This window comes from Ensifer sp. NPDC090286 (assembly GCF_044769565.1).
Taxonomy (GTDB): Bacteria; Pseudomonadota; Alphaproteobacteria; order Rhizobiales; family Rhizobiaceae; genus Ensifer.
The window spans coordinates 142,222-165,936 of sequence record NZ_JBIVYF010000003.1; the positions used below are offsets into that span (position 1 = coordinate 142,222).

Here is a 23,715-nt window from a genome sequence, read left to right on the forward strand (position 1 = left end):
GTCGGCGAACCGCCTCAAGCGGCCATGGTTGACGGAGACCCTTTGCCCGAGCGCACGCCAATCGCCGCGAGCGCGGCCATGAGGAGAAAGGCTGCCCATTGCGGCGTGGTCGAGAGAGAACCGAGATAGGCAAGGCCGTAACCGATGAAGAGCACCGCATAGGCGAGATATTGCACGATCACCGCAGCGGCGAGCGGCACACGGTAACGTCCGTTCACGGCGGCAAGCAGCAGGGCGAGACTGTTGATCAGGAGGATGGCGCTCGTCGCGTGCCAGAGAAGCGAGACATAGGTCTTAAGCAGCGCCGACGGGCTGCTTGCAAGCAAGGGCACATGCACCTCCGGCCCGCCGGCAAAGAGATGAATGCCCGTTGTCGCCAGGGACAGGGTGCCCGCTGCCAGAAGCCATTTGCTCATGCGTTCGCCTCCAATTGTCGCCATACGGTAGCGTATGTACGCCACCTGGTTGCATCCGTCAATACGGTGACGTATGGAAGCTCATGGCAACAAAAAACACTTTGACGAGCGATGATTGGATCAAGGCTGCCTTCCGCGCACTGACGACGGGCGGCGTGCAGGCGATCCGCGCCGAGGCGATTGCCCGCGACCTGAAGGTCAGCAAGGGTTCCTTCTATTGGCATTTCAAGGATGTGCCCGACCTGAAGGCAAAGATGCTTGCCCACTGGGCGCGCGAAGCGACAGACGCGATCATCGCGGAAATCGAAGCCTTGGAAGTACCGGCGCGAGAGCGACTGCGGTTGCTGGTGCATGCCGCGACCGACGAACGCAGCCTTCCCTATGGCGGCTTGCTGACGGACGGCGCGGTCCGCGAATGGGCGCGCTTCGACGCCATGGCCGCGACGACCCTTAAGTCCGTCGACGAAAGCCGCCTCGGCTACATTGACGACCTACTCGGTGATTGCGGATTTTCGTCAGATGAGAGCCGCAGCGGCGCCAGCGCGCTCTATGGCGCGCTGATCGGACTTGAGGCACTCGCCGCGAGCGGCCTTGCCGATCTTCGCGGCGACCTGCTCCGGCTGCTCGAGGCGCTGCTTGGCAGCAGAGTCTCCTGCTAAACTCAGCTCTTGGCCAGAACGCCGAAGGCGATCAGCGACAATCCCTGCATGACGAGGTCGACGGCGAGGAACAGGCCGAGGATCCAGAGGCTGTTGACCGGCCAGCCGGCGGCGATGATCAGGCCGGCCACAAGCGTGACTAGGCCGCCAAGCGCCACCCATCCCCAGCCCTGCAGGGGCCTCAGCTTCAGCCCGACCCAGATGCGAAAGCATCCCGCCACGATCAAGGCGATCGCCATGATGAAGGTGAGGAAGGACGAGGCGAGCACAGGGTTGATGAAGGCAAAGAGGCCGGCGATCGTGTAGCAGGCGCCGCTCAGGCCCCAGTAGAGCACGCTGTCCCAGCCCTTCACCTGGAAGGCATGGGCGAGGTTGAACAGCCCGCCGACCAGCATGATGATCCCGACATAATAGACGGACGCGACCGTCGCCATCAGCAGATTGCCGAAGGCGAGGCCGCCGCACATGATCAACAGCACGCCGAGGGCGACGAACCACCCCCATTTACCGGCAACCGCTGACTTGTCGGCTCGATCGAATGCGTGGGTCATCTCAACCTCCAGTCCTTTGCAACGCGAGATCGCTAACGCGGGGATTGAGCCGGATTTCTGCACAAAAGGAAAGCGAAAACACTGCCGATTTTTATTGATTGATGAGTCAATCAAAAATAGACTGATCATTGTCAAGGGAGAGACGGATGCCGAAGGTCGGGATGGAACCGGTGCGCCGCAAGGCGCTGGTGGACGCTGCACTTCGCGTGATCGGCGACCAGGGCACGCTTGCCGTCACCATGTCCGAAATCGCCCGCCAGGCCGGCGTTTCCCCTGCCCTTGCCCACCACTATTTCGGCAGCAAGGAACAATTGCTGATCGAGACCATCCGCAGCCTTCTACGGCAATTGCGCGACGACACGGTGACGGCGCTCCGCGCAGTCGTGAGCCCGCGCGAAAGGCTGAGCGCACTCATCCGCGTCTCCTTCCAGGCAAGCCAGTTCGCCCCTGATACGATCGCCGCATGGCTTGCCTTTTACTCGGAAGCGCAGCGCTCGGAAGAGGTGCGGCGGCTGCTCGTGGTCTATGCCCGGCGGCTGCGCTCCAATCTGCTGGCGAGCCTCAAGACGCTTTGTGCCGATGATGACGCGGAACGCATCGCCGAAGGCGCAGCTGCGATGATCGACGGGCTCTATATCCGCCAGAGTCTGCGCTCCGCGCCGATCAGCATCGAAGCCTCGATCGCGCTCACCGAAGACTACGTCACCTCGCACATCGATCGGCTCACATACCGGGGAACGGCCGCATGACCGCAAGACCGAACATCCTGATCATCATGGTCGACCAGCTGAATGGAACGTTCTTTCCGGACGGACCGGCCGCGTTCCTGCATGCGCCGCACCTGAAAGCGCTCGCCGCCCGTTCGGCCCGCTTCCGCAACAATTACACCTCGTCGCCGCTCTGCGCCCCTGCCCGCGCCTCGTTCATGGCAGGCCAATTGCCGAGCCGCACCCGCGTCTACGACAACGCCGCCGAGTACCAGTCCTCGATCCCGACCTATGCACACCACCTGCGCCGTGCCGGATACTACACGGCACTGTCGGGCAAGATGCACTTCGTCGGGCCGGATCAGCTGCACGGCTTCGAGGAGCGGCTGACGACCGACATCTACCCGGCCGATTTCGGCTGGACCCCGGATTATCGCAAACCCGGCGAGCGCATCGACTGGTGGTACCACAATCTCGGCTCCGTCACCGGCGCCGGCGTCGCCGAGATCACCAACCAGATGGAGTATGACGACGAGGTCGCCTTCCTCGCCAACCAGAAGCTCTACCAGCTCTCGCGCGACAACGACGATGCGGAACGCCGCCCCTGGTGCCTGACGGTTTCGTTCACCCATCCCCACGACCCTTACGTGGCGCGCAAGAAATTCTGGGATCTCTACGAGAACTGCGCGCACCTCCTGCCCAAGATCGGCATGCTGCCGGAGGATGAGCAGGATCCGCATTCGAAGCGCATCATGCATTCCTGCGACTACGGCAATTTCGACCTGACGGAAGACAATGTCCGCCGCTCGCGCCGGGCCTATTTCGCCAACATCTCCTACCTCGACGAGAAGGTCGGCGAGCTGATGGACACGCTGACCCGCACCCGCATGCTCGACGACACATTGATCCTCTTCTGCTCGGATCACGGCGACATGCTCGGCGAGCGTGGCCTCTGGTTCAAGATGAACTTCTTCGAGGGCTCGGCCCGCGTGCCGCTGATGGTCGCCGGCCCCGGCGTGACGCCCGGTCTGCATCTGGCGCCGACCTCCAACCTCGACGTGACGCCGACGCTTGCCGATCTGGCCGGCATTTCCATGGACGAGGTCAAGCCCTGGACCGACGGCATCAGCCTCGTGCCCATGATCAACGGCGAGGAGCGCTCAGAGCCGGTGCTGATGGAATATGCGGCAGAGGCCTCCTACGCACCACTCGTCGCCATCCGCGAAGGCAAGTGGAAGTACATCCACTGCGCGCTCGACCCGGACCAGCTCTACGACCTCGACGCCGACCCGCTGGAGCTGAGCAATCTGGCGGCCAATCCCGAAACGCCGGTACAGGCCGCGACCCTGCAGGCGTTCCGCGACATGTGCGCCGCTCACTGGGACATGGAGGCCTTCGACGCCGCCGTGCGCGAAAGCCAGGCCCGGCGCTGGGTGGTTTATGAGGCGCTTCGAAACGGCGCCTACTATCCATGGGATCACCAGCCGCTGCAAAAGGCATCCGAGCGCTACATGCGCAACCACATGAACCTCGACAATCTCGAGGAATCCAAACGCTATCCGCGAGGAGAATAAGATGAAAGCCCAACCGCAAGCCTCGCACTTCATCGACGGCGAATATGTCGAGGACATCGAAGGCACCGTCATCGAGAGCATCTACCCGGCAACCGGCGAAGTCATCGCACGACTACACGCGGCAACACCCGCGATCGTCGAAAAAGCGATTGCGGCGGCCAAGCGCGCCCAGCCGGAATGGGCAGCGATGAGCCCGACCGCCCGCGGCCGTATCCTCAAGCGCGCCGCCGAGATCATGCGCGAGCGCAACCGCGAGCTCTCCGAACTCGAAACGCTCGACACCGGCAAGCCGATCCAGGAGACGATCGTCGCCGACCCGACCTCAGGCGCCGACAGTTTCGAATTCTTCGGCGGCGTCATCGCCACGGCACTCAACGGCGACTACATCCCGCTCGGCGGCGACTTCGCCTATACCAAGCGCGTGCCGCTCGGCGTCTGCGTCGGCATCGGCGCCTGGAACTATCCGCAGCAGATCGCCTGCTGGAAGGGCGCCCCGGCGCTTGCCGCCGGCAACGCCATGGTCTTCAAGCCCTCGGAAAACACGCCGCTCGGCGCGCTGAAGATCGCCGAGATTCTCGTCGAAGCCGGCCTGCCGAAGGGTCTCTACAATGTCATCCAGGGCGACCGCACAACCGGCCCGCTGCTCGTCAACCATCCTGACGTCGCCAAGGTGTCGCTGACCGGCTCGGTGCCAACAGGCAAGAAGGTGGCCGGTGCGGCTGCGGCCGAACTCAAGCACGTCACCATGGAACTCGGCGGCAAGTCGCCGCTGATCGTCTTCGACGATGCCGATCTCGAAAGCGCCATCGGCGGCGCCATGCTCGGCAATTTCTACTCGACCGGCCAGGTCTGCTCGAACGGCACCCGCGTCTTCGTCCAGAAGGGCATCAAGGAACGGTTCCTGACGCGGCTGAAGGCCCGTACGGAGGCGATCGTCATCGGCGACCCCATGGACGACGCGACGCAGCTCGGGCCGATGGTCTCGGCGCCGCAGCGCGACAAGGTCTTCTCCTACATCGAGAAGGGCAAGGCCGAGGGCGCGCGGCTGGTGACCGGCGGCGGCATCCCGAACGCCGTCAACGCCGAGGGCACCTATATCCAGCCGACCGTCTTTGCCGACGTCACCGACGACATGACGATCGCCCGCGAGGAGATCTTCGGGCCTGTCATGTGCGTGCTCGACTTCGACGACGAGGCCGAGGTGATCAAGCGCGCCAATGCGACCGAGTTCGGCCTTTCGGCCGGCGTCTTCACCGCCGATATCACCCGCGCGCACCGCGTCGTCGACCAGCTCGAAGCCGGGACGCTCTGGATCAACACCTACAATCTCTGCCCGGTGGAGATCCCGTTCGGCGGCTCGAAACAGTCAGGCTTCGGTCGCGAAAATTCGGTCGCGGCACTCAACCACTACAGCGAGTTGAAGACCGTCTATGTCGGCATGGGGCCGGTGCAGTCACCCTATTGAGCAGGCGAACCCAAATGAGCAACTCAATCAATGTCTATGTGTTTTCGTCTAAGTCGATCACCAATATTTGGGCCGGATATGGCGCTTCGACATGGGCTGTGGCCTTGGGTTCGGAAGCAACAAACAAGGGCAAAATCACCAAATCCCAAAAGATGCCGGTCGGCTCATTCGGTATTCTTTATTGTGAGCCTTGGAAGGCATTTACTGTTCCATTCGTTACCTGCTCCACTCCAGACCAAAATCGAACTGAGGGCGAGATCTGGGCAGAAAATTGGATGCTTCCATTCAAGTTTCGCGCCTTGGGAAATCCCCGGAAAAAATTTCTGGGAAGTGACGTCCTCTCACTCCCCGGCGCAGCGGCAAAACAAATCACGAACTACTCAAATTATCTGACCGTGCAGGGGAACTTTGCCTTCCAGCCTTCGACGGTCGATGCGCGCGATTGGGAAACCCTCGTCACGAGGCTCGTCTAAATGCAGAACGCAGATTACATCATCATCGGCTCCGGCTCCGCCGGTTCGGCGCTCGCCTATCGTCTCTCGGAAGACGGCAAGAATACCGTTTTGGTGCTGGAATATGGCGGCACGGATGCGGGCCCCTTCATCCAGATGCCGGCAGCGCTTGCCTGGCCGATGAGCATGAAGCGCTACAACTGGGGCTACCTCTCCGAGCCCGAGCCGAACCTCAACAACCGGCGCATCACGGCACCCCGCGGCAAGGTGATCGGCGGCTCCTCCTCGATCAACGGTCTCGTCTATGTGCGCGGGCATGCCGAGGACTTTAACCGCTGGGAAGAGCTTGGCGCGCGCGGCTGGGCCTATGCGGACGTGCTGCCATACTTCAAGCGCATGGAAAACTCAGACGGCGGCGAAGCCGGCTGGCGTGGTACCGACGGACCGCTGCACGTCAAGCGCGGGCCGGTGCACAACCCGCTGTTCCATGCCTTCATCGAGGCGGGCCAGCAGGCCGGTTTTGAAGTGACCGACGATTACAACGGCTCGAAGCAGGAAGGCTTCGGGCTGATGGAACAGACCGTCTGGCAGGGCCGGCGCTGGTCGGCGGCAAACGCCTATCTGAAACCGGCGATGAAACGGCGGAACGTCTCTCTGGTGCGCTGCTTCGCCCGCCGCATCGTCATCGAGAACGGCCGGGCGACCGGTGTCGAGATCGAGCGCGCCGGCAAGATCGAGATCGTCAAGGCGAACCGCGAAGTGGTCGTCTCGGCCTCCTCGTTCAATTCGCCGAAACTGTTGATGCTTTCGGGCATCGGCCCGGCCCAGCACCTGAAGGACATGGGCATCGAGGTGAAGGTCGACCGGCCGGGTGTGGGCGCAAACCTGCAGGACCATATGGAGTTCTATTTCCAGCAGGTCTCGACCAAGCCGGTGTCGCTCTATTCCTGGCTGCCCTGGTTCTGGCAGGGCGTTGCCGGTGCGCAGTGGCTGTTCTTCAAGAAGGGCCTCGGTATCTCCAACCAGTTCGAGGCCTGCGCCTTCCTGCGCTCGGCCCCCGGCGTCAAGCAGCCGGATATCCAGTACCACTTCCTGCCGGTGGCAATCAGCTATGACGGCAAGGCTGCCGCCAACACGCACGGTTTTCAGGTGCATGTCGGCTACAACCTGTCGAAGTCACGCGGCAACGTCACGCTGCGTTCCTCCGATCCGATGGCGGACCCGGTCATCCGCTTCAACTATATGAGCCACCCGGAAGACTGGGAGAAGTTCCGCCACTGCGTGCGCCTCACCCGCGAGATTTTTGGCCAGAAGGCCTTCGACCACTACCGTGGTCCGGAGATCCAGCCGGGCGAGAACGTCCAGTCGGACGAACAGATTGACGCGTTCCTGCGCGAGCATCTGGAAAGCGCCTACCACCCCTGCGGCACCTGCCGGATGGGCGCCAAGGACGATCCGATGGCGGTCGTCGATCCCGAGACCCGCGTCATCGGCGTCGATGGCTTGCGTGTTGCCGACAGCTCGATCTTCCCGCACGTGACCTACGGCAACTTGAACAGCCCCTCGATCATGACCGGGGAGAAGGCGGCCGACCATATTCTTGGCAAGCAGCCGCTCGCCCGCTCCAACCAGGAGCCCTGGATCAACCCGCGCTGGCAGGTCAGCGACCGGTAAACGGCTATCCGATGAAGCCGATCCAGCGGCCGGCGAGCACTGCGGCGAGCCACAGGGCCAGCGAAACGAGCGCCTGCAGCCGCAGACGGGGGGCTATCATGCCGCCCGCCAAGGCGGTCCGCCAGGCCGTACCCAGGCGCAGCGACAGCGCATTGAGGACGCCAAGCGCCAGCAATGCGAGCTTCGCCAGAAATGCCGGATTGGCGAGATAGGCCGCGGGCCTGACGCTGAAGAGGCAGACCCCCGTGGCGATAGCCAGCAGGAGGCCGATGGCGGCGGCCCGCGTAAGGAACGGGCCGAGCACGTCGACCGGCGCATGTCCGACGAGCCCGAGCAGCCGCAGGTCGAGCGGCACGATCGCGCCGATCAAGAGCCCGATCGCCAGGATGTGGGCCGCGTTGACCACGAGATAGAGCAGCGCCGAGCGCCTGAGTGCTGCCCCAACCGGCCAGCCGGAGACCCATTCGGCAAGCTCGGCCGGACTCATCCCCCAGCCCGGATGCGTTCCGGATAGATGTCATAGGTCTTGCCCGCGACCGTGATCCGTACGGCCTTCATGCGCTTTTCGTTCGGGTCGAGCGAGCGATTGCCGAGAACAACGACCTCGTCGCCAGTTTTGGCCGACCCCTCGATAAAGCCCGAACGTTCCGTCTGGCGGGGATTGCCGAGTTCGACGTGCCACGTCCCGTCCGTGGTCGATTCGACCTGAAGCGTCGGATGCGGCGGCGCCATGGAGATTTCGCGGATCGTGCCCTTGAGCTCGATCTGGTCGGCCTCGGCCCAGGACCAGCCGTGATGGGCATAAGCGCCGGTGGCCAGCACGGCGGCGATCACAACGCCAGCTAAACCTCTGCGTGAAATGGCATCCAGCATCGACCTGCTCCTTCGTTTGTCTCGGGAGCCCCAAGCTTGGACCTGAATAGCCGTTGACGGAAGCGCTGAGCGTTCAACACTTCTTGAAGAGAAGGGCGCCGACCTTGTCTGGCGCGGCGACAAACGCCGTGACCGAAAGTTGCATGTCGAACTCATGAACAGCTTAAAATTTAGCCATTCTTAATCTCCGGTTGTTATGTCTATATGAGACGGAGTGAACGCTGGGCGAACGTGCCATGACGGCAGTTTCGCCGCGCAATATCGCGTGCTCCATCCCATCATCGACATCACTCCCCTGCCAAGGCGAGCTCGCTTACCGATGCCTTTGCGGCCATCCCCGCGGCATCGGCCGAGGATGATTTGCCTTGCGGGCAACCGCGGAGCGTTATTCATGACAATCAAAGCACGCCTGCTCGTGTGTCTGTCCCTGCTCGCCGTCGCCATGCTGGTCATGATCGTCACGGCCTTCAGTGCGATGACTTCCATCTCCAAACGCACCGAGTCGATTGTCGCCGACCGGTTGCTGCCGGTCGATCATCTGAAAACGGTGTCCGACATGTATGCGGTCGAAATCGTCGACACCACCCACAAGGTTCGCAGCGGCGCCCTGGACTGGGCGGCCGGAGCAAAGGCGATCGACCTGGCGCTCTTAACCATCGACACGCGCTGGCGCACCTATGAGGCCACGCGGCTGACGCCCGAGGAGAAGAAGCTGACCGAGATTTTCGACAAGGCGCGCATCGCAAGCGATGCGTCGATCCGCGATCTTGTTCAGATCATGCAGCGTCAGGACAAGGCCGAACTCGAACGCTTCGTCGATACCAAACTCTACTCCTCCGTCGATCCCCTCGCTGCGCCGATCAGCGACCTGATCAAGCTGCAGCTTTCGGAGGCCAACGCCGAGCTCGAAGCGGCGAAGGCCGAGAAGAACAACCTCACACTCTGGCAAGGCGTGATTGCCGGTTTCGCCCTGCTCATGCTCGGCGCGACCGTCTGGTTCGTCATTGCCGGCCTTCTACGCCCACTGACCAAGCTGCGCGAAGCCATGCGCCAGCTGGCCGCCGGCAATCTCAAGACGCTGATCTTCGGCGAAGGGCGCCGCGACGAGATCGGCCAGATGGCCGGCGCGGTCGCCGTCTTCCGCGACAATGCGTTGGAACGCCAGCGGCTGGAGCAGGAGGCGGAGGCCGGCCGTTCGCTGTCGGAACGCGAGCGCGAACAGCGCGAAGCGCAGAAGGCGAAAGAGGCCGCGGAGGTTCAGACGGCGGTCAGTGCGCTTGGCTTTGGCCTCGATCGCCTTGCCGAAGGTGACCTCACCTTCCGGATCGAAACGCCGCTTGCCGAACGGCTCGACGCGCTGCGCACCAATTTCAACAGTTCCGTGACCAACCTTGAGGACGCTCTGCGCTCGGTCGGCGAGAACGCCCGCAGCATCAATGCCGGCGCCAGCGAAATCCGTTCGGCGGCGGGCGACCTCTCCAAGCGCACGGAACAGCAGGCTGCCTCGGTCGAGGAAACCGCAGCCGCTCTCGACCAGATCGCCACCACCGTCGCCGATGCCAGCCGGCGCGCAGAAGAGGCGGGCACGCTGGTGACCCGCACCCGCGGTGCTGCGGAGAAATCGGGCGAAATCGTCGGCAATGCCGTCACGGCCATGAGCGGCATCGAGGCCTCGTCGCGGGAAATATCCAGCATCATCGGCGTCATCGACGATATCGCCTTCCAGACAAACCTGCTCGCGCTCAATGCCGGCGTTGAGGCGGCCCGCGCCGGTGAGGCCGGCAAGGGCTTTGCCGTCGTCGCCCAGGAGGTGCGTGAACTCGCTCAGCGCTCGGCCCAGGCCGCCAAGGAGATCAAGGTGCTGATCGCCACATCCGGCCAGCAGGTCAAATCCGGCGTCACCCTGGTGCGCGAGACCGGTGCGGCGCTCGAAAGCATCATCGTCGAGGTCAAGGAGATCAGCAGCCACGTGACGGCGATCGTCGAAAGCGCTCGCGAACAGGCAGCCGGCATCCAGCAGATCAACACGGCGGTGAACGCCATCGACCAGGGAACGCAGCAGAACGCGGCCATGGTGGAGCAATCGACCGCCGCCAGCCACAGTCTTGCCCGCGAGGCCGGCGCGCTCAACGACCTCCTGATGCGCTTCAGGACCGGCAACGGCGCTTCGGCCGCGCCGCGCCGCGTGGCAAGTGCCGTCACGGAAAGTGTAGCCCCTTCGCCCGCACGGGCCCTGACCCGCAAGCTCGCAAGCGCCTATCGCGGCAGCGCGCGGCCACAGGAGGACGGCTGGGCAGAGTTCTGACGATCCGGTCGATTGCCAACCAGGGAGGCGCGGACAGCAGGGTTCGCGCCTTTTGCTTTTTTTACGACCCACCAGCCGCAAGCGGTACAGTATTAAATCTAGTAAATTACTAGTCTATATTCGGTTTTTCGCTGCTTTTCGATCTGAGAGGCAGATTTGCTCCAAACAAACAGCATTAGAAACCGCTATTTCTGTCCATTGACCTGTTCGGCTGCGATATTCCGCCCAAGTTGGAACAGGACGCAGCCATGACCACGTCATCCCTCGAAACCACCGCCAAGGCACTGAACGAAAGGCTCGAAGGCCTTGATCTCGCCGGGCGGCTGGCGCTCGTCGCAAGCCTTGAAGGGCGGGCGGTCTTTACGACCTCGCTCGGCATCGAGGACCAGGTGATTACCGCCGCGATCGGCAAGAACAAGCTCGCCGTCGATGTCGTTACGCTTCAGACCGGCCGCCTCTTCAATGAGACCGCAGCGCTGATCGACAAGACGGAAGAAGCCTTCGACATCCTGATCAAGCGCTACCATCCGGAAAAGGCCGACATCGACGCTTACGCAGCGCGTTACGGCCTCAACGGCTTCTACGAAAGCGTCGAAGCACGACATGCCTGTTGCGACGTGCGCAAGCTGAAGCCGCTTGCGCGCGCACTCGAAGGGGCAAGCTTCTGGATCACCGGCCTGCGTCGCGGCCAGTCGGGCAACCGCGCCTCCACGCCCTTTGCCGAGGCAGATGCCGAACGCGGCCTGATCAAGATCAATCCGCTGGCCGACTGGGACATCGAGACCATCAATAGCTACGTCGCCACCCATGCTGTTCCGGTCAACCCGCTGCACGCCCGCGGCTATCCGTCGATCGGCTGTGAGCCCTGCACCCGCGCCATCAAGCCCGGCGAGCCCGAGCGCGCCGGCCGTTGGTGGTGGGAGAACGACGAGAAGCGCGAATGTGGTCTGCACGTTCCGGAAGCCGCCGCAAGCTCCATCATCCCCAATTCGAGCAGCGCCGCCTGAAGCTGGCGCGCTCATCCCAAGACAAATCCTCCCGGAGACTGAAATGCCCCATATCCATCCGGAAACGGAACTGCATAACCCGCAGAGCGCCAAGCCGCCGCTCGATCCGCATCTGAAGGCACTGGAAAACGAAGCGATCCACATCTTCCGCGAAGTGGCCGCCGAGTTCGAACGCCCGGTCATGCTCTATTCGATCGGCAAGGATTCTTCCGTGCTGCTGCATCTCGCACGCAAGGCCTTTTATCCCGGCCGCGTGCCCTTCCCGCTGCTGCACGTCAACACCGGCTGGAAGTTCGCCGAGATGATCGCGTTCCGCAACGAGATCGTCGAGCGCTACGACCTCGACCTGATCGAGCACGTCAATCCGCGCGGTGCCGCCGAGAACGTCACGCCCTTCACCCACGGCTCGGCGCTCTATACCGACATCATGAAGACCGAGGCGCTGCGCCAGGCGCTCGACGCCGGCCAGTTCGACGCAGCCTTCGGCGGCGCGCGTCGCGACGAAGAGGCAAGCCGCGCCAAGGAGCGCATCTACTCCTTCCGCACGCCGGACCATCGCTGGGATCCGCGCAACCAGCGCCCGGAACTGTGGAACGTCTACAACGGCATGATCCGCAAGGGTGAGAGCGTGCGCGCCTTCCCGCTGTCCAACTGGACCGAAGTCGATATCTGGCGCTACATCCAGGCCGAGGACATTCCGATCGTTCCGCTTTACTTTGCTGAAAAGCGCCCGGTCGTCGAACGCGACGGCATGATGATCCTCGCCGAAGATCCGCGCCTCGAACTTCTGCCGGGCGAGACCAAGCGCGAGGAAGTGATCCGCTTCCGCACGCTCGGCTGCTTCCCGCTGACCGGCGCCATCCGCTCGAACGCGACGACGCTCGACGACATCATCTCCGAACTCGAAACCGCGACCGTTTCCGAACGCCAGGGCCGCGCCATCGACCGTGACCAGTCCGGCTCGATGGAAAAGAAGAAGCGCGAAGGATATTTCTGATGACCGCAACCGCAACCGCGAATGCCGTTGAGCACGCTCAAGCCGGCGAGGTTCTGGCCTTTCCGGCGCAGGAGCCGGCGCGCGCCACCCGTGACAGCCGTCCGCTTCGGCTCATCACCTGCGGCTCGGTCGACGACGGCAAGTCGACGCTGATCGGCCGCCTGCTCTGGGACACCAAGGCGGTCAAGGAAGACCAGGCGGCGACGCTGCAGCGCGATTCCAAAGGCAAGCAGAACGATCTCGGCCTGCCCGACTTCGCGCTGCTTCTCGACGGGCTCCAGGCCGAGCGCGAACAGGGCATCACGATTGATGTCGCCTATCGCTATTTCTCGACCGATAAGCGCTCCTTCATCGTCGCCGACACGCCCGGCCACGAGCAATACACCCGCAACATGGCAACCGGCGCCTCGACCGCCGATCTCGCCGTGCTGCTCGTCGATGCTCGCGTCGGCCTGCTTGAACAGACCCGCCGGCATGCGACGATCGCGACGCTGATGGGCATCAAGCAGTTCGTGCTGGCGGTCAACAAGATCGACCTGACCGACTACGACCGCGCCCGTTTCGAAGAGATCAGCAACGAGTTCCGCGAGTTGGCGCTGTCGCTCGGCGTACGCCAGGTCACCGCCATTCCGGTCTCGGCCCTGAAGGGCGAGAACGTTGTCTATGACGGCCGCGCCTCCATGCCCTGGTATGACGGCCCGACGCTGATCGAAGTGCTGGAACTGGCAACGACCCGTTCGGCCCAGACGGTCGGTTTCCGCCTGCCGGTGCAGCGCGTCTCGCGTCCGGGCGAAAGCTTCCGCGGCTATCAGGGCACGGTTGCCGGCGGCTCGGTCAAGCCCGGCGACAGCGTCGTGATCCTGCCCTCCGGCATGGTCGCGAATGTCACCAAGATCGTCACCTTCGATCTCGTGCGCAACGCGGCGGTCGCCGGCGACGCGATCACGCTCGTGCTCGACCGCCAGGTGGACGTCTCGCGCGGCGACATGATCGTGGCGATCGACAGCCAGCCGCTGACGGGCCTTTCCTTCGACGCCCAGCTGGTCGCGCTGCAGGCCGAGGGCATCCAGCCCGGCAAGCGCTACTGGTTGAAGAGCGGCAGCCGCCGCCAGCGCGTCCAGGTGCAGCCAGCAAGCCAGCTCGATCTGCAGACCGGCAAGTGGAACCAGGCCGACCAGCTGCCGATGAACGCCATCGGCAAGGTGCACCTCGCCTTCGACGAGCAGGCGATCTTCGACAGCTATGAGCAGAACCGAACCACCGGCGCCTTCATCCTGATCGATCCGGACACCAACAACACGTTGGCCGGCGGCATGATCACCGCCAAGCGCTCGGCGCTCGGCGGCATCCACACGGAAGATGCCCGCGTCATCCTCTCGCTGCCGGCCGACCTCGCCGACCAGCTGATGGCGACCGAACTCTTCGCCGGCCGCCGCGAGGAAGCCGAAGTCCGACGCGTGAGCGCCGGCCGCGCCGTCGAGATCATCGACGACATCGACGGTTGAGCGACATCACACACAGCAAAAAGGGGGCCAGAACGACCCCCTTTTTTGTTTACTTGGGCGCTTGAGATCCGTCGGCGATCACTACCGGCGCGTCTTTCTATGAAGTGGCGGCGGCGTAGCACCTACCGGCGCCATCGTCTCAAAGCTGCTGCTCGATCGCGGGCAGAGTGATCGTCAGCGGCGCAGGATCGGCATGCTGCCAGAGCTGGTAGCCGACGACGCTGCCAAGAATGGCGGACCAGATGGCGATCTCGCGAAAGGTGAAAATCGGTTCCTTCAACATCCGGGCCTCTCGGGCAAAAACAAGTGTTGATGGAAATATCGCCCTGATTGTTCACACTGATAAGACGCCGTTTGATGAACGCCGTGTTTCCATGTGAACGATAACGCTGTCACCGATGACGTTACACTGTCGGGCCCAAGCACTCGGCCGCCATCTTCGAGCCTTGTCCGCAGGCACGAGACTGCCCCATTCCGGGACAGGACTGACGAATGCTTCACCTTGGCACGAGGTCGCCACAACCGAGCCTTCCAATCCGGTTTCGCATTCGTAATTTGGCGCATCGATCATGAGGATCGACAGGGCTGTTTCACGGTTTTCGAACGTCGTGGGACAGTCCGCCTGACCGTCAGGTGCGGTAGGCCAAACAAAAAAGGGCCGCTGCGGGCCCTCTCCTGCTTCACGTCTCCAACGCCCGGTCAGCGAGTGCTGACCACCGGCTCGGTCGTTTCGTCTTCCGTGCGGCTTGCGAAATAATTGGCAAGGAGCGCACCGGAAATGTTGTGCCATACGCTGAAGATCGCGCTCGGTACCGCTGCCACCGGCGAAAAATAGGTATTGGCGAGGGCCGCGCCGAGGCCACTGTTCTGCATGCCAACCTCAATGGCGATCGCCTTGCGTTTTGCAAGTGACAGCCCGGCCGCCTTGGCGGCGAAGAAGCCCAGGAGATAGCCGAGGCCATTGTGCAGGACGACAACGGCGAAGATCAGCAGCCCGGAGCTGGCGATCGCGCCCTTGCTGGCGCCGACGACGGCCGCAACGATCAAGACGATGCCGGCGACGCTGACGAGCGGCAGCGCAGGCACCGCCGCCTTGACCAGACCCGGCAACAGCTTCTGCAGGAAGAAGCCCAGCGCCAGCGGCAGCAGCACCACCTTGACGATGCTCATGAACATCGCAGTCGCATCGACAGGCAGATACTGGCTCGCAAATGTCCAGACGAGGAACGGCGTGACGATCGGCGCAAGCAGGGTGGTGACGCTGGTGCAGGCGACCGACAGTGCGACATCGCCCTTGGAGAGATAGGTCATGACATTGCTCGAGGTGCCGCCCGGGCAGCAACCGACGAGGATCACGCCGGCAGCCACCTCCGGCGACATCGGGATGACGGCCGTCAGCAGAACCGCGAGCAACGGCATGATGAGGAACTGGGAGACCACGCCGATACCGACCTCAAACGGACGCTTGGCGACTTCCTTGAAGTCGTCGAGCGAAATGGTCAGGCCCATGCCGAACATGATGATGCCGAGCAGGGTGACGATATAGGGCGTGATCTGCTTGAAAATATCCGGGAAGACGAACCCGAGAATGGCGAAAACAATGACCCAGAGCGCGAATGTGCGTCCGACAAACTGGGAAAACGATGCAACGGCCTTCAAAATCTTACTCCTTACGTGATGGCCGCTGTCTAGGTCCGCCCGCGGGCGGCTTCAACACGCTTCGAACAAAAAACGCCACCTGCCGCAACTTTGTGTCAATGAAACCGCAGAACCCGACATAAACGCGACGCATATGGACAGCGACCACGTCCCGGGGATATCAGGCAGATCAAGACAGCGAAAGCACGGGATCTTGAGGGAGACGACGATGACGAACCAGCCGGAAACGAGCGTGACGGTGGAAAAGCGCCAGAACGGCAAATGGTGCTTCGTCATCAAGCATCGCGGCGTCACCTACCCCGCACAGGGCAATTTCACCTCGATGCTGCAGGCGCAGGCCGTTGCCCAAACTGCGCTGAAGGCGCTCGAAAAGCAGGGCTGACCAGCCTACCGAGCGCTCCAGGGCCGATTGACGGCACTCAAACTCATTTATCTGCGCACGCCAAGAGGCGTGCGCAGGGTGTCCCTATTCGGTTGCGGACCGAATGATGTTGCAGAGCCCTTCCTGCACCACCTGCTTGGTGGCCACCTGTCCCACCTGAATATCAAACATCGCATCAACCCGCGTGCCTGAACCGCGTTTGCGGGCGACGACCCGCAATGTCTGCAGGCGTCCGGAACCGGCGGTATCCTGATAGGCCTCGATGGTTCCGAGTGCCTTGTTGATCTCGATCCCGGAAAAGCCTTCCGCCGCGACGCCACGCGCCATGCGCTGAAGGGCGGTCTCGGGCTTCAGCTTCGGGAACTCCTGCCAGGTCTTGTAGAAGACCGGCGTCACCAGCGGCACGCCGTTTGCCTTGAAATTCTTTTCGCAGCTCTGCGCCGCCGCCACCGAATGGCCGGCCACCAGCAGAACCGCCGCAATGGATAGGTGTTTGATCGACATGTCCGTTCCTCGTCGTCAGCATCTAATGGCGGAACGCTAGAGACTTCGCCGCTGGACCAACAGAGCGACCCGCCTGCAAATACACCTCTATTCGACCAACGGCTTGGAAGGGGCGACGAACGGCACCGGACTGCAGCAACGGGAATAGCCATTACCGTCAACCCAAACCGGGTGCGTCACAAAAATGTGCCGCGCTGGTTGTGAATCCGTCAGTGAGGCACTAAAGCTGCCTCGAAGGCTCCCTGAAACAGGATTGCGCTCATGAAGCTGGTGACCGGTAACTCCAACCGCGCCCTTGCCGAAGCCATCACCAGATACCTCAATCTTCTCCTCACGGACTGTACGGTCGAGCGCTTCGCCGACCAGGAAGTCAACGTTCAGCTCCACGAGAACGTGCGCGGCGAGGACGTCTATATCCTCCAGTCGACGAGCACGCCCGCCGACGCCAACCTCATGGAGCTCCTGATCCTGACGGATACGCTGCGCCGTTCGTCTGCGCGCCGGATCACCGCCGTCATCCCCTATTTCGGCTATGCCCGCCAGGACCGCCGGGCCACTGGCCGCACGCCGATTTCAGCCAAGCTGGTCGCCAACATGATCGCCGGTGCGGGTGTCAACCGGGTTATGACGCTGGATCTGCACACGGATCAGATTCAGGGCTTTTTCGATATACCGACCGACAACCTTTATTCGGCGCCGGTGATGACGCGCGATATCAAGGAGCGCTACGACGTCGGAAATCTCATGGTCGTTTCGCCAGATGTGGGCGGCGTGGCACGGGCGCGCGGCATCGCCAAGCGCATTGGCACCGATCTTGCGATCGTCGACAAGAGGCGCCCCCGCGCCGGCGTTTCGGAGGTCATGAACATCATTGGTGACGTCTCCGGGAAGACCTGCCTTTTGATCGACGACATCATCGATAGCGGCGGGACCTTGATCAATGCGGCTGACGCATTGCTGGAGGCGGGTGCACGAGCGGTCTCGGCATATATCACCCATGGCGTACTCTCCACGGGCGCCTGCGAGCGCATTGGTGCCAGCAACCTCAAGGAACTGGTGCTGACTGATTCCATTCAGGACACCGATGCGCAGCGCCAGACCGCCAATATCCGCCGGATCACCGTTGCGCCGCTGCTGGGCGAGGCCCTCGCCCGCACCGCCCGCGAGCAAAGCGTTTCAAGCCTTTTCAACTGACTGACGCAAACTGTGCAAGGCCGTTTTGGTTGGCCAGCCGGCGCTTGCCGATCAAAAAAAGACGCAATCTGCCCTTGCGTCCGAAACCACAGAAACACGCGGCACAAGCGGCGAATACGTTCCAACGGTGATGATTGAAGCGGCCTGCAGTCGATCCGCGCACTGGCGCATATTTCGGGAAAGATCGACTAAGCAATTGATTTGGCTGGTCGGAGTGGCAAGATTCGAACTTGCGACCCCCACGTCCCGAACGTGGTGCGCTACCAGACTGCGCTACACTCCGTGACCAGCGGCGCCTCTATAGAACAGGCATTTTGATTTCACAAGCGCCTATCTCGAAAAACATTGCGCCTTTCTCAAAAAATTTGTGACGGTGGAAAACGGAGGCGGAGAATGGCCCTTGTCTGCGCCGACAGCGCCCGACAGACCGCGCGATAGGGACTTTCTGCAACGCTTCATAATTTCCTGGAACAGGAGCCGTTGCGCGCATTTCCTTTCGTCTCTTTTGGCGCTAGAGGCTCAACGGAAAGCGCGGAAAACCAGGGGACACGGGTTTGCGCGCCATGCCTATTTCAGAACGAGAGCCAAAGGGGCAGAAACATGAACTTCCGCATGATGACGGTGGCGGGCCTCGCGCTCGTGCTCGCCGGCTGCACGACGACCGGAACGGGGATTTCCAGGAACGCGGTCGAAGCCCGTTGGCTCGGCCAGCCGGCCGGCGGCTTCTTCGCGCAATACGGTCCGCCGATCTCCGACGTCGAAAGCGGCAGCTCCACGGTCTATAGCTGGAAGGGCGGCTACAAGACCCGCAAGATCCCGGCGCAGTACGAAACCACCAAGGACGGCAAGCGCGGCAAGCGCATTTCCTCGGCGCGCACCGAATATCTCAGCTGCGCCGTGCAGCTGACCGTCTCGTCCGACTACGTCATCCGCTCGATCCATATTGCCGGCGACCGCAAGCGCGCGGAGGGCCCGAGCTGGTGCGAAGAGTTCCTCGGCGCACCGGCCCAGACCAAGCCGGCGGCAACAGCAGGCTAAGGCAACAAACAAAAAACCCGCCGGTGAAAATCGGCGGGTTTTTTCTAGGGGATTGCGTCGAACTCAGCCGTTGCTGTTGTCCTCGACGGGTGCGTCGGGACCGTTCTTCTTGATCGAGTCGATGGCGTTCTGCGCGCTGGCCTTGGTCTTGTAGCCCTCGGTCGAGAACATGATTTCGCTGTTGTACTTGAAGCGAACGCGGAACTCGCCAGCCTTGTCTTTGTAGATTTCGAATTTGTGAGCCATCTTCTCCCTCACACATGTTGGAATCAACGAAACTAGCGTGTCAGTTGCAGGGTGACTTGACAAGAGTGCATGCATATCCGGCGCGCGCGCTCGCCCAATGGATCAGCTGCCTGGAGAAATGTGGCTGGGGCGCCAGGATTCGAACCTGGGAATGCCGGTACCAAAAACCGGTGCCTTACCGCTTGGCGACGCCCCAACGGATTGGCAGGACGATACGTCCGCCAAATCGAGCGCCTGATTATCAAAGCTCGCCGCCCGTCACAATCACTAAGTTGGCACTAAGTTGAATTTTCGGCGGATTTGTTGGCGACGACGCAGAATGGTACTCACGGCGGGTACCGGATGTACCCTTCCCTTCGCTGGCCGCACCTCCTATTGTCCCGGCAGATGGAGAGTTTCATGAGCCAGTTTCGCGCCCGCCCCCCTGCCGTTCCAACCGTTCTCGTCGACGACGCGGTCGTCAGGGTCACCCGTTGGGATTTCGAGCCTGGGGCCGACACCGGTCACCATGTGCATGGGCTCGGCTATGTGGTGGTGCCGATGACCGACTGCCAGTTCCTGCTCGAGGAAGAGGCCGGCAGCCGCCGGGTCGACATCGCCAAAGGGGCCGCCTACCGCCGTGAGGCGGGCGTGGCGCACAATGTCGTCAATGCCGGAGCCGAGCCGATGTCGTTCATCGAGATCGAATACAAGTGAAATCCAGGAAGAGACGCATGCAGGGCCCGGATTTCGATCTCGATTTCAAGCCGGCCCATGGCGAGGCCGTGACGGTCGCCGACGACGTGCAGCGCATCACCGTCAACAATCCCGGCCCTTTCACTTTTCACGGAACCAACAGCTACATCGTCGGCAAGCGCTCCGTTGCCGTCATCGATCCCGGTCCCGATGACGAGGCACATTTCCAGGCGCTGATGACGGCGCTCGCCGGCCGCGAGGTCACCCATATCGCCGTCAGCCACACGCATCGCGACCACTCGCCGCTGGCGCGTCGGCTGAAGGCTGCCACAGGTGCGGTGATCGTCGGCGAAGGCCCACACCGCTCCGCCCGTCCCTTGCATGCGGGCGAGAGCAATCCCTTCGCCGAGAGTTCGGACATGGAATTCGTCCCCGATCTCGTGCTTGCCGACGGCGGGCGTATCGAGGGTGACGGCTGGAGCCTGACAGGGCTTGCCACGCCCGGCCATACGGCTAACCACATGGCCTTCGCGCTCGATGGCACCGGTATTCTCTTTTCCGCCGACCATGTCATGGCCTGGGCGACGACGATCGTCGCGCCGCCGGATGGGGCCATGGCGGATTACATGGCCTCGCTCGAAAAGCTGCTTTCCCGCGACGAACGTCTCTACCTGCCCGGCCACGGCGGGCCGGTAAGCGAGCCTGCCTCTTTCCTGCGAGGCCTGCGCGCCCATCGCAAGATGCGCGAGCGCGCCGTGCTCGAACGCATCCGCGCCGGTGACAGCCATATCCCCGACATGGTCAAGGTCATCTATGCCTCCACCGACGTGCGGCTGCATGGGGCGGCTGCACTGTCGGTGCTCGCCCATCTCGAAGACCTGATCGAGCAGGGACGGATCGAGACCGATGGCCCGCCCTCGCTTCTCGGCGCCTATCGGCTGGCGCCCGGCGGAGCCGGCTGATCATGCGGCGCGAGGCCTACAGCTATCGCAACGATGCTTCCGTGCCCGCCTTTGCCGACGACAAGCCGGTAATCGTCTTCGACGGCGAATGCATCTTCTGTTCCGGCTGGGTGCGCTTCCTGCTTCGCCATGACCGGCAGGCACAATATCGCTACCTCACCGCCCAGTCGCCACTTGGCCAGGCGCTCTACCGGCACTACGGGCTCGATACCGTCCGTTTCGAAAGCAACATGCTGATCGAGGACGGCGTCGCCCGTTTCAAGTCCGACGGGTCGATCCGCACGCTTGCGCGGCTGGGCCTGCCGTGGTCGCTCGCCAACATTTTCCGGATCCTGCCCGCTGCCCTTCGCGATCCGCTCTATGATTTCGTGGCGAGAAACCGCTACCGCATCGCCGGCCGCCGCCAGACCTGCATGGTGCCGACGCCCGAGGAGCGCGGACGCTTCATCGCATGACGACGGAGGACATGACCCAGGAGCAAAGCCTCTATCGCCAGATCCTCGGCCGGCGGTGGGACGACGTGCCCGCATCGATCCGCGCCCTGCACGGCCGGCCAGAAGGGCATGCCACCTTTCGCGGGCGCGCGATCATCGATCGCGGCGCCTCGATAGGAGCGCGCCTTGTCGCCTCAATCCTCGGCTTTCCCCGCGCCGGCGCGGACGTTCCGGTCGAAATCCACTTCGCATGCGACAAGGGTCTGGAAGTCTGGACCCGACGTTTCGGCGGGAAAGTCCTGCGCAGTTCGCAACAAGGGGCCAAACGGCGGAACGAGGAACTGCTCGCGGAAGATTTCGGACCGTTCCGCGTCCTCTGCGCGCTGGAGCCCAGGGAAAACCGCCTGCACCTCTCGGTGCGCGCCTGGTCCTTCCTCGGCCTTCCGCTCCCTCTGCTGTTTGCGCCCGGTGGCCGGACTTTCGAGGAAGATCGCGACGGCCTGTTTCATTTCCACGTGGAGGTCGAAAGCCCGTTGACCGGCCTGATCGTGCGTTATCGCGGCTGGCTACGACCAGCGGGCGAGCCGACGGACGACCTGTAGGTCGCGAAGCGCCCGCAATCATGTTTTCTGGCGGGCTTTCGGCCGGTCAGTCGCCGGCAATGCCCAGCAGCTCGGCATCGAGCCCGCGCAGGAACTGGTCGGCGAAGGCGGCGCCCATGCCGAGATCATGAGGCCCGTAGCGCGAGGCGACCCGCAGGTCGACGAAGGTGGTCTCCGCCTCTTCGCGCAGCCGGATCAACACGTCGAAGCGGAAGCCTGCAATCAGCGTGCGCCATTCGCCCTGCAGCACGACATCGCTGGCGCGACGGCCGGCAATCGCGCCTTCGAGATCCATCTCCGGACGCGCCGCCGGAACAGGTACGTTTTCCGGCTCGGCGTTCGTGTCCGCGCCCGCATTCGGCCGCACTGCGAGATCCTCCAGATCGGCGCGGGCATTCTCGACCCCAAGCTCCTCGGTGATGCCGACGCGGTTCTGTTCGATGACGTTGCGCACCCCCTGATAGACGCGGTCGAGTGCGCCGTCATAGCGCCGGCCGGTCAGAGCCGGATAGGCGAGGATCTGCGCTTCGCGGTCCTGAGGCGTTACCGCCGCCTTGCGCTTCAGCCAGCTCTCCTCCGCCTGCGGCACCTTGAGCCACGGCGGCGGCGTCACGGTATCCGTGCTGACGTCGTAGATCTCCGGGCGGGTCAGATACTGGACGACGCCATAGCCGATGAAGCCGAGCGCCGGCGCGGCATAGACCAGGGCTGCAGCAGACGCCAGACCACCGATCGCAGCAACCTGCCACAGGCGCGCCAGCCCGACGACGGCGAACAGCACGCCCAAGAGGGCAAAGATGCCGGCCAGACCGATCAAGGCGAGGAAATGCGGCGTCGTCAGCGGTCCGAAGCGATGCGCCAGCAGCGAGAGCACAAAGAGCAGGAAGGAGACACGGGCGAAGCGGCGCGCCCAATGGGCGGCAAAGGAATAGGGGCGCTCATACCGGACCATCATGTAGTTGAATCAATTCCCTGCCGCGAAACAGACCGCATTCTTAGACCATGCCCCGTGCCGAGGAAACAGGCAATGCGGCAGTCCGACACCGCGCGCCGGGCCTCCCTTGTGCTTCGCCGCAAAATCGCCATTCTCGTTAACCACCTATCAACACATGGGAATGTGCCCGCGCGCCCGGGATTCGAAGGGCACGCGGCGTTTCAATCGGAGGCAACGGCCGGCGCGCGGCATCAAACGAGGGCGCTCGGCAATCGACGGAGAACCGACAATGGGCGCATCGCAAGCAGCCGTGGCCATCGCCACCCCCTCTGCCCTTCCGGCCGGAGACGGCGGCATCCCCATGGGGCTCCTTGAGCTCGAACTCTCCCTCGATGGTTTTTCCGGCAACAATGCCGATTTCACCAGCTTCGTCCGCACGGTCGCAGATAACGCCGGCGGCGAGTTTCTCTTTGCCTTGCCCGCCTGCGATCTGATCGAAGACTGCCGGAACATTGCCGTGCTCCGTATGGCTGATGTGGGAGGCGATGCTTCGATCCTGTTTGCCTGCCTCGACCAACAAGGCCGAGCCGTCCGCATCGAACATCCGAGCGACAGCACGCGCGACCTCGAGCGCTTTGCAGAGTCCTTTGTCGGCGTGCTCGAACGCATGTAACGCGGCTGCCCGCACAGGGGAAAATTGGATCGTCCGCCATGGGCCCGGCGCGCTCGCGAGCAGCCGGGAAGTCTTCTCGTCAGCGGCGCAAGCACGACCAGGTTGCCGCGCAGAGATCTTTTCCCACACTCTTTCGATGGGCCTCCGACACGACAACAACCGGTCGGTGACGCCGCTGCGCGTACAACCGCGAACTCGACACAGAATCGCCGCCACTCGTTTCGATT

The 23,715-nt window shown here is 62.9% G+C and carries 27 protein-coding genes and 2 tRNA genes; 18 read left to right on the forward strand and 11 right to left on the reverse strand.

The annotated features are described in order from the left end of the window. Positions 1 to 14 precede the first annotated feature (14 nt). Complete coding sequence (locus ACIQUG_RS15955) at positions 15 to 416, reverse strand: hypothetical protein (protein WP_402323145.1); 402 nt, start codon at positions 414 to 416, stop codon at positions 15 to 17. An 83-nt stretch (positions 417 to 499) separates the two neighbouring features. Here ACIQUG_RS15955 and ACIQUG_RS15960 point away from each other — a divergent pair, with 83 nt between their 5' ends. Beyond that, a complete protein-coding gene (locus ACIQUG_RS15960) occupies positions 500 to 1,075 on the forward strand; it encodes a TetR/AcrR family transcriptional regulator (RefSeq protein WP_402323146.1) in 576 nt (191 codons plus the stop codon). Positions 1,076 to 1,077: 2 nt separating this feature from the next. Here the strand turns inward: ACIQUG_RS15960 and ACIQUG_RS15965 are convergent, their stop codons facing one another. Next, a complete protein-coding gene (locus ACIQUG_RS15965) occupies positions 1,078 to 1,626 on the reverse strand; it encodes an HdeD family acid-resistance protein (protein ID WP_402323147.1) in 549 nt (182 codons plus the stop codon). A gap of 146 nt (positions 1,627 to 1,772) precedes the next feature. On the opposite strand from ACIQUG_RS15965, the gene betI reads away from it, so the two are divergent. From betI to betA, 5 genes are read left to right on the forward strand one after another with little or no spacing between them, the layout of a single operon-like run. Beyond that, on the forward strand, positions 1,773 to 2,375 hold the full coding sequence (betI, locus tag ACIQUG_RS15970) for a transcriptional regulator BetI (RefSeq protein WP_043620060.1): 603 nt from the start codon (positions 1,773 to 1,775) through the stop codon (positions 2,373 to 2,375). After that, positions 2,372 to 3,907: a choline-sulfatase gene (betC, locus tag ACIQUG_RS15975; RefSeq protein ID WP_402323148.1), complete on the forward strand. Its 1,536-nt coding sequence runs from the start codon at positions 2,372 to 2,374 to the stop codon at positions 3,905 to 3,907. The genes betI and betC overlap by 4 nt, the downstream gene beginning before the upstream one ends. Before the next feature lies 1 nt (position 3,908). Then, positions 3,909 to 5,372: a betaine-aldehyde dehydrogenase gene (gene betB / locus ACIQUG_RS15980; protein WP_402323149.1), complete on the forward strand. Its 1,464-nt coding sequence runs from the start codon at positions 3,909 to 3,911 to the stop codon at positions 5,370 to 5,372. A 14-nt stretch (positions 5,373 to 5,386) separates the two neighbouring features. Next, positions 5,387 to 5,845, forward strand: a complete 459-nt coding sequence (locus tag ACIQUG_RS15985) for a hypothetical protein (protein ID WP_402323150.1) — start codon at positions 5,387 to 5,389, stop codon at positions 5,843 to 5,845. Then, positions 5,846 to 7,498, forward strand: a complete 1,653-nt coding sequence (gene betA, locus ACIQUG_RS15990; RefSeq protein WP_402323151.1) for a choline dehydrogenase — start codon at positions 5,846 to 5,848, stop codon at positions 7,496 to 7,498. A 4-nt stretch (positions 7,499 to 7,502) separates the two neighbouring features. Here the strand turns inward: betA and ACIQUG_RS15995 are convergent, their stop codons facing one another. Both ACIQUG_RS15995 and ACIQUG_RS16000 read right to left on the reverse strand, forming a co-directional pair. After that, on the reverse strand, positions 7,503 to 7,985 hold the full coding sequence (locus ACIQUG_RS15995; RefSeq protein WP_402323152.1) for a DUF6644 family protein: 483 nt from the start codon (positions 7,983 to 7,985) through the stop codon (positions 7,503 to 7,505). Continuing rightward, entirely contained in the window at positions 7,982 to 8,371 is a 390-nt protein-coding gene (locus ACIQUG_RS16000; RefSeq protein ID WP_192447544.1) for a DUF6152 family protein, read from the reverse strand. Before ACIQUG_RS16000 ends, ACIQUG_RS15995 begins: the two co-directional genes overlap by 4 nt. 391 nt (positions 8,372 to 8,762) lie before the next feature. Between ACIQUG_RS16000 and ACIQUG_RS16005 the strand changes: the two genes are divergently transcribed. The 4 genes from ACIQUG_RS16005 to cysN all read left to right on the forward strand — a co-directional run bounded on the left by ACIQUG_RS16005 (position 8,763) and on the right by cysN (position 14,185). Then, a complete protein-coding gene (locus tag ACIQUG_RS16005) occupies positions 8,763 to 10,676 on the forward strand; it encodes a methyl-accepting chemotaxis protein (protein WP_402323153.1) in 1,914 nt (637 codons plus the stop codon). Between the two features lie 248 nt (positions 10,677 to 10,924). Beyond that, complete coding sequence (locus tag ACIQUG_RS16010) at positions 10,925 to 11,683, forward strand: phosphoadenylyl-sulfate reductase (protein ID WP_192447546.1); 759 nt, start codon at positions 10,925 to 10,927, stop codon at positions 11,681 to 11,683. A gap of 43 nt (positions 11,684 to 11,726) precedes the next feature. Then, positions 11,727 to 12,680 (forward strand): sulfate adenylyltransferase subunit CysD, encoded by a 954-nt coding sequence (cysD, locus tag ACIQUG_RS16015; RefSeq protein ID WP_402323154.1) that lies wholly within the window; start codon positions 11,727 to 11,729, stop codon positions 12,678 to 12,680. After that, positions 12,680 to 14,185: a sulfate adenylyltransferase subunit CysN gene (gene cysN, locus ACIQUG_RS16020; RefSeq protein ID WP_402323155.1), complete on the forward strand. Its 1,506-nt coding sequence runs from the start codon at positions 12,680 to 12,682 to the stop codon at positions 14,183 to 14,185. Before cysD ends, cysN begins: the two co-directional genes overlap by 1 nt. A gap of 139 nt (positions 14,186 to 14,324) precedes the next feature. Here cysN and ACIQUG_RS16025 read toward each other — a convergent pair whose 3' ends face one another. Next, complete coding sequence (locus ACIQUG_RS16025) at positions 14,325 to 14,468, reverse strand: hypothetical protein (protein WP_089045238.1); 144 nt, start codon at positions 14,466 to 14,468, stop codon at positions 14,325 to 14,327. A gap of 416 nt (positions 14,469 to 14,884) precedes the next feature. Then, positions 14,885 to 15,844, reverse strand: coding sequence for a bile acid:sodium symporter family protein (locus ACIQUG_RS16030; RefSeq protein WP_402323156.1), 960 nt, complete (start codon positions 15,842 to 15,844; stop codon positions 14,885 to 14,887). Positions 15,845 to 16,052: 208 nt separating this feature from the next. Between ACIQUG_RS16030 and ACIQUG_RS16035 the strand changes: the two genes are divergently transcribed. Next, entirely contained in the window at positions 16,053 to 16,226 is a 174-nt protein-coding gene (locus ACIQUG_RS16035) for a hypothetical protein (RefSeq protein WP_192447550.1), read from the forward strand. Positions 16,227 to 16,310: 84 nt separating this feature from the next. On the opposite strand, the gene ACIQUG_RS16040 is transcribed toward ACIQUG_RS16035, so the two are convergent. Beyond that, a complete protein-coding gene (locus tag ACIQUG_RS16040) occupies positions 16,311 to 16,724 on the reverse strand; it encodes a hypothetical protein (RefSeq protein WP_043616768.1) in 414 nt (137 codons plus the stop codon). A gap of 267 nt (positions 16,725 to 16,991) precedes the next feature. Here ACIQUG_RS16040 and ACIQUG_RS16045 point away from each other — a divergent pair, with 267 nt between their 5' ends. After that, positions 16,992 to 17,924, forward strand: a complete 933-nt coding sequence (locus tag ACIQUG_RS16045; RefSeq protein ID WP_402323157.1) for a ribose-phosphate pyrophosphokinase — start codon at positions 16,992 to 16,994, stop codon at positions 17,922 to 17,924. A gap of 206 nt (positions 17,925 to 18,130) precedes the next feature. Here ACIQUG_RS16045 and ACIQUG_RS16050 read toward each other — a convergent pair. Then, positions 18,131 to 18,207, reverse strand: a tRNA-Pro gene (locus ACIQUG_RS16050). A 317-nt stretch (positions 18,208 to 18,524) separates the two neighbouring features. Between ACIQUG_RS16050 and ACIQUG_RS16055 the strand changes: the two genes are divergently transcribed. Then, on the forward strand, positions 18,525 to 18,962 hold the full coding sequence (locus tag ACIQUG_RS16055; RefSeq protein ID WP_034801335.1) for a hypothetical protein: 438 nt from the start codon (positions 18,525 to 18,527) through the stop codon (positions 18,960 to 18,962). Positions 18,963 to 19,025: 63 nt separating this feature from the next. On the opposite strand, the gene ACIQUG_RS16060 is transcribed toward ACIQUG_RS16055, so the two are convergent. Together ACIQUG_RS16060 and ACIQUG_RS16065 are read right to left on the reverse strand one after the other, a co-directional pair. Next, positions 19,026 to 19,208 (reverse strand): YegP family protein, encoded by a 183-nt coding sequence (locus tag ACIQUG_RS16060; RefSeq protein ID WP_043616741.1) that lies wholly within the window; start codon positions 19,206 to 19,208, stop codon positions 19,026 to 19,028. Positions 19,209 to 19,329: 121 nt separating this feature from the next. Beyond that, positions 19,330 to 19,404 (reverse strand) — tRNA-Gln (locus tag ACIQUG_RS16065). Positions 19,405 to 19,607: 203 nt separating this feature from the next. On the opposite strand from ACIQUG_RS16065, the gene ACIQUG_RS16070 reads away from it, so the two are divergent. From ACIQUG_RS16070 to ACIQUG_RS16085, 4 genes are read left to right on the forward strand one after another with little or no spacing between them, the layout of a single operon-like run. Next, positions 19,608 to 19,904: a cupin domain-containing protein gene (locus ACIQUG_RS16070; RefSeq protein ID WP_043616738.1), complete on the forward strand. Its 297-nt coding sequence runs from the start codon at positions 19,608 to 19,610 to the stop codon at positions 19,902 to 19,904. A 17-nt stretch (positions 19,905 to 19,921) separates the two neighbouring features. Further along, positions 19,922 to 20,845, forward strand: a complete 924-nt coding sequence (locus tag ACIQUG_RS16075) for an MBL fold metallo-hydrolase (protein ID WP_402323158.1) — start codon at positions 19,922 to 19,924, stop codon at positions 20,843 to 20,845. A 2-nt stretch (positions 20,846 to 20,847) separates the two neighbouring features. Further along, positions 20,848 to 21,300, forward strand: coding sequence for a thiol-disulfide oxidoreductase DCC family protein (locus ACIQUG_RS16080; protein WP_402323159.1), 453 nt, complete (start codon positions 20,848 to 20,850; stop codon positions 21,298 to 21,300). Further along, positions 21,297 to 21,881, forward strand: a complete 585-nt coding sequence (locus ACIQUG_RS16085; protein ID WP_402323160.1) for a DUF4166 domain-containing protein — start codon at positions 21,297 to 21,299, stop codon at positions 21,879 to 21,881. The genes ACIQUG_RS16080 and ACIQUG_RS16085 overlap by 4 nt, the downstream gene beginning before the upstream one ends. Positions 21,882 to 21,927: 46 nt before the next feature. Here ACIQUG_RS16085 and ACIQUG_RS16090 read toward each other — a convergent pair whose 3' ends face one another. After that, complete coding sequence (locus ACIQUG_RS16090) at positions 21,928 to 22,836, reverse strand: DUF1499 domain-containing protein (RefSeq protein WP_402323161.1); 909 nt, start codon at positions 22,834 to 22,836, stop codon at positions 21,928 to 21,930. A gap of 268 nt (positions 22,837 to 23,104) precedes the next feature. On the opposite strand from ACIQUG_RS16090, the gene ACIQUG_RS16095 reads away from it, so the two are divergent. Then, positions 23,105 to 23,488, forward strand: a complete 384-nt coding sequence (locus tag ACIQUG_RS16095; RefSeq protein ID WP_402323162.1) for a hypothetical protein — start codon at positions 23,105 to 23,107, stop codon at positions 23,486 to 23,488. The last annotated feature ends 227 nt before the right edge of the window (positions 23,489 to 23,715 follow it).